Genomic DNA, 7,407 nt, shown 5'->3' on the forward strand with positions numbered 1-7,407 from the left:
CCCGCCGCCACGGCCTCGGCGGCCAAGGTGGACGTGGTGCCCGCGCCGCTGCTGCCCGAAGGGCTGGACACCATGACGGCGGAAAGCTTTGCCGAGCAGTTGGGCTTTGCCCTGGCGACCGAAGCGGGCCAGCCGGTGCTGCGCGCCGTGGTGGCCGCCGGCTCCAAGGCCCCGGCCAATGGTTCGCCCTGGGCCAGCCCCACGGCGGCCTGGACGTTCGGGCTGGCGCTGGGCGCGCTGCTGCGCCCCGGCCTGCACCTGTCCAACCCCGGCAACGTCACCGAGCTGATGCCGGGATTCTGGGCGCTGTACAACGGCCTGCCCTCGCCCGATAACGCCCCGCGCAAGCCCAAGGAGCAGAAGGATGACGTTGCCAAGCCCGCTCGACGACGCATCATTGCCGAATAGCATCCCCGAGCTGGAGGCCCAGATGGCCCTGCTCGAAGAGGAACGCCGCGCCTGCGAGGCCACCGTGCGCCGCCTGTGCGAGACAGAGCGCCCCGACGAGGGCATCTGCTTCGCGCAGGAAATCCACCAGGCGCGCCAGCGCAAGCTGCAACTGGAAGTGCAGAAGGAACTGCGGCGGGTGCGCATCAACCGCCTGCGCCTGGACGCCAACTCCATGTTCTAGATCATGACCCGCCGGGGGAGGCGACGCGCCGCGCGTTGCCTCCCCCGCGCCGTTTGCGGCCCACGCCTGTCGCGCGCCGGACCGCCCGCACCACCGACAACCCGCCGAGGTCGCAACATGTCGCTCATATCCCAGCAGATTTCCGGGTACCTTGAACGTTCGTCGTGGATCCGCAAGATGTTCGAGGCGGGCATAGCCCTCAAGCAGCAGTACGGCGAAGAGGCCGTGTGCGACTTCAGCCTGGGCAACCCCGACCTGCCCGCACCGCCCGCCGTGGGCCAGGCCCTGCGCGAACTGGCCGACCACGCGGGCGAGCCGTTCACCTTCGGCTACATGCCCAACGGTGGCTATCCGTGGGCCCGCGCCAAGCTGGCCGCGCATCTTTCTTCGGAACAAGGCGTGGACCTGACCGCCGACGACGTGGTGCTGACTTGCGGCGCGGCGGGCGGCCTGAACGCCTTCCTGCGCGCGGTGCTGGAACCCGGCGACGAGGTGCTGGCCGTTTCGCCGTTCTTCGTGGAATACGGTTTCTACGTGGCCAACCACGGCGGCGCCTTCCGCACCGTACCGTCCAAGCCTGACACCTTCGCGCTGGACGTGGCCGCCATAGAGGCCGCCATCGGGCCGAAAACGCGCGCGCTCATCGTCAACTCGCCCAACAACCCCACCGGGGTCATCTACAACCGGGCGGAACTGACCGAGCTGGCGGCGGCGCTGGGCCGCGCATCGCAAAAGCACGGGCGGCCCATCTTCCTGATTTCGGACGAGCCGTACCGCTTCCTGTCCTATGACGGCGATGAGGTGCCCTCGCTGCTGCCCCTGTACCCGCACGCCGTGGTGGTCAGTTCGTTCTCCAAGAACCTTTCGCTGGCGGGCGAACGGCTGGGCTACATCGCCCTGTCGCCGCTGATGGAAGGACGCGCCACGCTGATGGCCGCGCTACTGCTGACCAACCGCATCCTCGGCTTCGTGAACCCGCCCGCCGTGGGCCAGCACCTGATGGCCAAGGCGCTGGGATCGCAGGTGGATGCGAGCATCTACGCCCGCCGCCGCGACATGATGGCGCGCATCCTGCGCGACGCGGGGTACGAATTCCAGATGCCCGCCGGGGCGTTCTACTTTTTCCCCAAGGCGCCCGGCGGCGACGACGTGAAGTTCGTCAACCGGCTGATGGAAGAGAAGGTGCTGGCCGTGCCCGGTTCCGGCTTTGGCGGGCCGGGGCATTTCCGGCTGACCTTCTGCGTGGGCGAGGATGTGATTGCAAGGTCGGAGGAAGGATTCAGAAGGGCGATTCGGGGGTAACGGCTGGTGCCGGGAAGAGGCAGACAAGATCAGGATTAAGAGCAAGAAAAAAGAGGCCGTGCCCTGATGGGTGCGGCCTCTCTTTATTTTGAAGGACAGGAACGGAAGAGGCCCCGCGCGCTTGCACCCGGCTTCAACGAAGACAGTACTGCCCTTTTGTTCACTCTCGATTTCGTTATGTCTCCGCCGGGGACGAAGAGGCTGTGCGCGGTTGCATCCGGATTCTACGAAGACAGTCGAGCTCTATCGACCACGCCCGATCTCCCACCCTCCGGAGGCATAACGAAATAGAGCGTTCCCAACCGCGCACGACGGTCTTCGTAGAAACCGCATCCAACCGCACACAACACTCCCCTCCTCCTCCAATCCCCTCCCCCTTGTCCCCTTCCCCTCCCTTACCACCACACCTCATCCTTGACTTCCCCCCCAAACCCATGTACCGAACCTCCTCTTACGATATTCGCCGGACGGGGTATGCATGTTCGATAGTCTCTCGGACAGACTGACAGGAGTTTTCCGGAAGTTCACCGGCACGGGCCGCCTTGACGAAGCCAACATCCAGGATGGCCTTCGCGAGGTGCGTCTGGCGCTGCTGGAAGCCGACGTCAACTTCAAGGTCGTCCGCGACTTCATCGAACGCGTGCGCGAACGGTGTCTCGGCCAGGACGTACTGAAAAGCCTTACCCCTGCCCAGCAGGTGGTGAAGATCGTTCATGACGAACTGGTCGAACTGCTGGGCGGCGGCACCACCCAGCTCGACCTGCGCGGCAGGCAGCCCTACGTCATCATGATGGTGGGCCTGCAGGGCTCGGGCAAAACGACCTCGTCGGCCAAGATTGCCAACCTGCTGCGCAAGCAGAAGATGCGCCCGTACCTGGTTCCCGCCGACGTGTACCGCCCGGCGGCCATCGACCAGTTGCACACGCTGGCCAAGCAGCTCGACATTCCGGCCTACCCCTCGGCCCCCGGCATGAACCCGGTGGACATCGCCGTGGCCGCCGTGGAAGACGCGCGCGAAAAGCAGTGCAACGTGGTCATCGTGGACACCGCGGGCCGCCTGCACATCGACGAAACCCTGATGCAGGAGTTGGTCTCCATCAAGGGGCGCGTCGAACCGCAGGAAATCCTGTTCGTGGCCGACGCCATGACCGGCCAGGACGCGGTGACGGTTGCCGAATCGTTCAACGCCGCGCTCGACATTTCCGGCGTCGTGCTCACCAAGATGGACGGCGATGCCCGCGGCGGCGCGGCCCTGTCCATCCGCTCCGTCACCGGCAAGCCGGTGAAGTTCGTGGGCATGGGCGAGAAGCTCTCGGACATCGAGGTCTTCCACCCCGACCGCGTGGCGGGCCGCATTCTCGGCATGGGCGACATGATGACGCTCATCGAGAAGGCGCAGTCCACCATCAAGGCCGAAGAGGCCGAGGAACTGGGCCGCAAGTTCCAGAAGGCGGAGTTCGACCTGGAGGACTTCCGCACCCAGATGCGCCGGCTGAAGAAGCTGGGCTCGCTGGAAGGCATCCTGAAGCTGATTCCCGGCATGGGCGCGCTGCGCGAAAAGCTGGGCGAGATGAACGTGCCGGAAAAGGAGATGGGCCGGGTAGAGGCCATCATCAATTCCATGACCATGCAGGAACGCCGCAACCCCAAGGTGCTGAACGGCAGCCGCCGCCAGCGCATCGCCATGGGTTCCGGCACCACCGTGCAGGACGTGAATCAGCTGATCAACAATTTCGAGCAGATGCGCGGAATGATGAAAAAGGTCATGGGCGGGGGCAAACCCGCGCAGGCCGGAAAGATGCCGCGCATGCCCAAGCTGCCCGGAATGGGCGGCATGGGTGGCCTTGGGGGATTGGGCGGAATGGGAGGCCTGGGAGGCCTGGGCGGCATGCCGGGCATGCCCGGCATGGGTGACGGCGAAGGCGCACCCGGCGGTCCCAACTCCGTCTCCAAGACCGCGCTCAAGAAGAAGAAGCAGCTGCGCAAGCAGCAGCGCAACAAGAGCAAGAAGCGCTGAGGACGAAAAGTTGTCGGGTGGGAATTCTCGCCCACTTGCGCTTTTCCCGAGATACCATACTATACACAGACTAGTTGGAGACCAAATCATGTCCGTGAAGCTGAGACTCGCCCGCATGGGCAACAAGAAGCGTGCCTTCTACCGGATCGTCGCCGTCAACAGTGCTGCGCGCCGCGATGGCCGTCCGCTGGAATTCCTGGGCTTCTACAACCCCATGGTGAATCCTGCCGAAGTGAAGATCGACACTGCAAAGGTGCAGAAGTGGCTGGATCAGGGCGCCGAGCCCACCGACACCGTCCGTACCCTGCTCAAGAAGCAGGCCGGATAGTGCGGCGCCGGTAACCCGGTATCCCGTCGCGGAGGCGCCTCGCCGGAAGCTGTAATCCTGCGGAACATCCTGTGGAGGTGGCCATGCTGAAGGATCTGGTCGAATACATCGCGAAATCCCTCGTCGACAAGCCGGAAGACGTGCATGTGACGGAGGTCGAGGGCGAGCAGACGTCCGTTCTCGAACTGAAGGTAGCGAAGGAAGACCTCGGCAAGGTCATCGGAAAACAGGGCCGCACGGCGCGTGCCATGCGCACCATTCTTGGTGCGGCATCCACCAAGGCACGCAAGCGTTCCGTGCTCGAAATCCTCGAGTAGCCTTCTGCCCACGGCACGTAGTGATACGGCCGGACGGGGCGGACACGCGACAGAAGTCCATCAGAACGACTAGCCCGGACGCGCAAGCCGAAGGGCTCTTGTCGCTTGGGCGACCGTGCACGCGCGGCAGGGCGGAGCCTGCGGCGCATCTGCTGACGTCCTTCTGGCATCACCCTCCATCCTTGCAACGGGCGCACATGAGCGACGAATCCTTCATCGAAATCGGCCTCGTCGGCAGGCCCCACGGCCTGCGCGGCGAAGTGGGTGTGGACTTCTGGGCCGAATCGCCCGATCTGCTGCACGGCACCCTGTGGCTGCGCCCCGGGCGCGGCGCGCCCCGCCCCCATACTGTGGCCGCGGTACGGCGCCATCAGGGCCGCCCGCTGGTGCTGTTCGAAGGCATCGCCGACCGCAGCGCGGCGGAAACCCTGCGCGGCATGCATGTGCTGGTGCCCAAGGACCGCCTGCCCGAACCCGCCGAGGACGAGGTGTACCTGCACGAACTGCTGGGCCTGCGCGTGCTGCTGCACGACACCGGCGCGCTGCTGGGCACCCTGGACGACGTGCAGATGCCCGGCGGCCAGGAGGTGTGGTCCATCCGCACCGCCGACGGCAAGGAAGTGCTGCTGCCCGCCGTGGAGGAATTCGTGGCCTCCATCGACCTCGACGCGCGCGAGGTACGCATCACCCCGCCGCCGGGGCTGATCGAACTGTACCTGGAGGCGCCGGAAAAATCCGCCGCCCGCAAGCCTGATGCGGATGCCTCTGCATCGGACGGGCCGAGCGGGCCGAGCGGGCCGGACGGGGCCGACGACCAGACAGGATCCGGCGGCGCATAGCGCCCAGGCAGTCGCCATGCACTTCACCCTGGTTACCCTGTTCCCGGAATTCTTCGACTCGCCCCTGTCCGCCGGGCTCATGGCCAAGGCGCGCGAGTCGGGCACCGTGGACTTTTCCTTCCGCAACCCGCGCGACGCCACCGCCGACCGGCACCGCACCGTGGACGACCGCCCCTACGGCGGCGGCCCCGGCATGGTCATGCTGCCGGAACCGCTGGCCGTCACCCTGCGCGCCCTGCGTGAAGACACCCCAAAGGCGCGCATCCTGATGATGGCCCCGCGCGGGCGGCGCTTTACCCAGCAGATGGCCCGCGAACTGGCCCGCGAAGAACACGTGGCCATCCTGTGCGGTCGCTACGAAGGGTTTGACGCGCGCATCGAGGAACTGTTCGACATCGAGCCGGTGTGCGTGGGCGATTTCGTGCTCAACGGCGGCGAAACGGCGGCGCTGAACGTCATCGAGGCCGTGGCCCGGCTGGTGCCCGGCTTCATGGGCAAGGAAGAATCGGGCGAGGACGAAAGTTTTTCCGACGGCCTGCTGGAATACCCTCACTACACCAGGCCGGAAATGTTCGAGGGACTGCCCGTGCCCGAGGTGCTGCGCTCCGGCGACCATGGACGCATTGCCGCATGGCGGCGCGAACAGTCGCTGGCGGCCACCCTGCGCCTGAGGCCGGAACTGCTGCCGGAAGCCCCGCTGACCGAAACCGACATGACCTTCCTGCGGCACAAGGCCGCCGAGACCGTGGAACGGGCCGGACGCAACCTGCATTGCGCGCTGGTGCACTACCCGGTTTTGAACAAGGAAAAAAAATCGGTGGCGGTGTCTTTGACAAACCTCGACATTCACGATATAGGCCGCTGTTCCTGCACGTATGGACTCGGCGGGTATTACATCGTGACCCCCATCGAGGACCAGCGGCGGCTGCTCGACGGCATTCTCCGGCACTGGACGGAGGGGCCGGGCCTTGCGGCAAACCCCGACAGGGGCGAGGCGCTCGGGCTGGTGCGAGGCGCCGATACGGTGCAGGACGCGGTGGACGACATTACCCGCCGCACGGGCCAGCGCCCCCTGGTGATCGCAACCAGTGCGCGCGGCGCGGGCGACACGACCGTCGGTCAGGTAAGGTCCCTTCTCGCGGAACGCCCGGTGCTGCTGTTGTTCGGCACCGGCCACGGCTTGTCGCCGCATCTTGTGGCGGCGTGCGACGGCACCCTGCGGCCCGTCCGGTGGATGGACGGGTACAACCACCTTTCGGTGCGCACCGCCGCCGCCATCATCATGGACAGGATTCTCGGCGACTGCTATTAGGCGGAACCGGTGAACCCACGATAGCGAAAAACTCCGGTCCAAGGGAGACACGAGCATGAATATCATCAAGAAAATCGAAGGCGAACACCTGCGCCTCGACCTGCCCAAGTTCAAGTCCGGCGACACCATCAAGGTGCACCTGCGCATCGTGGAAGGCGAAAAGGAACGCATTCAGGTGTTCCAGGGCAACGTCATCCGCATCCACCGCGGCACCACCGGCGGCACCTTCACCGTGCGCAAGGTGTCCGACGGCGTGGGCGTGGAACGCGTGTTCCCCCTGCACTCTCCCTTCATCGACCGCGTGGAGATGGTGACGGAAGGCCGCGTGCGCCGCAGCCGCCTGTACTACCTGCGCGAACTCAAGGGCAAGGCCGCGCGCATCAAGCCCAAGAACCGCTTCTAGGCCAGACTGCTTCATGCAAGGGGGGTCCGGCACGCCGGTCCCCCCTTTTTTCGTTGGCGCGGCGCCTGTCATCCAGTCCGCGTGATGCGCCGCGAACGCCCAGTCACGCCGGGCCGGACGCATCCACCCTCCGGCCACGCACCCTGCCTTCCGTTTCGGCCCGCTCCACCTGTTCCGTCATCCGCAGGAGGCCGCATGTCACCGCCCGCTCGCCGCGCCAGCGCCCCACGCGCGCGTTCCACGCGTGGCGGGGCCGAT

Annotated in this window: 7 protein-coding genes and 2 pseudogenes; all 9 read left to right on the plus strand. The window is 66.0% G+C overall.

Going from position 1 to position 7,407, the window contains the following annotated elements:
- Window positions 1-408 (plus strand): annotated as a pseudogene (locus FVW27_RS03520) (chorismate mutase); the annotation flags it as partial.
- Complete coding sequence (locus tag FVW27_RS03525) at window positions 398-631, plus strand: hypothetical protein (RefSeq protein WP_167122780.1); 234 nt, start codon at window positions 398-400, stop codon at window positions 629-631. The pseudogene FVW27_RS03520 and the gene FVW27_RS03525, both read left to right, overlap by 11 nt.
- Window positions 632-748: 117 nt before the next feature.
- Complete coding sequence (locus FVW27_RS03530; RefSeq protein WP_167122782.1) at window positions 749-1,933, plus strand: pyridoxal phosphate-dependent aminotransferase; 1,185 nt, start codon at window positions 749-751, stop codon at window positions 1,931-1,933.
- 478 nt (window positions 1,934-2,411) lie between these two features.
- Window positions 2,412-3,950 (plus strand): signal recognition particle protein, encoded by a 1,539-nt coding sequence (gene ffh, locus FVW27_RS03535; RefSeq protein WP_167122784.1) that lies wholly within the window; start codon window positions 2,412-2,414, stop codon window positions 3,948-3,950.
- A gap of 88 nt (window positions 3,951-4,038) precedes the next feature.
- Entirely contained in the window at window positions 4,039-4,278 is a 240-nt protein-coding gene (rpsP, locus tag FVW27_RS03540) for a 30S ribosomal protein S16 (RefSeq protein WP_015946507.1), read from the plus strand.
- Window positions 4,279-4,361: 83 nt separating this feature from the next.
- A complete protein-coding gene (locus FVW27_RS03545) occupies window positions 4,362-4,595 on the plus strand; it encodes a KH domain-containing protein (protein ID WP_015946506.1) in 234 nt (77 codons plus the stop codon).
- A 197-nt stretch (window positions 4,596-4,792) separates the two neighbouring features.
- Window positions 4,793-5,314, plus strand: a pseudogene (gene rimM / locus FVW27_RS03550) (ribosome maturation factor RimM); the annotation flags it as partial.
- Window positions 5,315-5,450: 136 nt separating this feature from the next.
- Entirely contained in the window at window positions 5,451-6,746 is a 1,296-nt protein-coding gene (gene trmD, locus FVW27_RS03555) for a tRNA (guanosine(37)-N1)-methyltransferase TrmD (RefSeq protein ID WP_167122786.1), read from the plus strand.
- Window positions 6,747-6,801: 55 nt separating this feature from the next.
- On the plus strand, window positions 6,802-7,149 hold the full coding sequence (gene rplS, locus FVW27_RS03560) for a 50S ribosomal protein L19 (RefSeq protein ID WP_035068551.1): 348 nt from the start codon (window positions 6,802-6,804) through the stop codon (window positions 7,147-7,149).
- The last annotated feature ends 258 nt before the right edge of the window (window positions 7,150-7,407 follow it).

Source organism: Nitratidesulfovibrio liaohensis, assembly GCF_011682075.1.
GTDB classification, from domain to species: Bacteria; Desulfobacterota; Desulfovibrionia; order Desulfovibrionales; family Desulfovibrionaceae; genus Cupidesulfovibrio; species Cupidesulfovibrio liaohensis.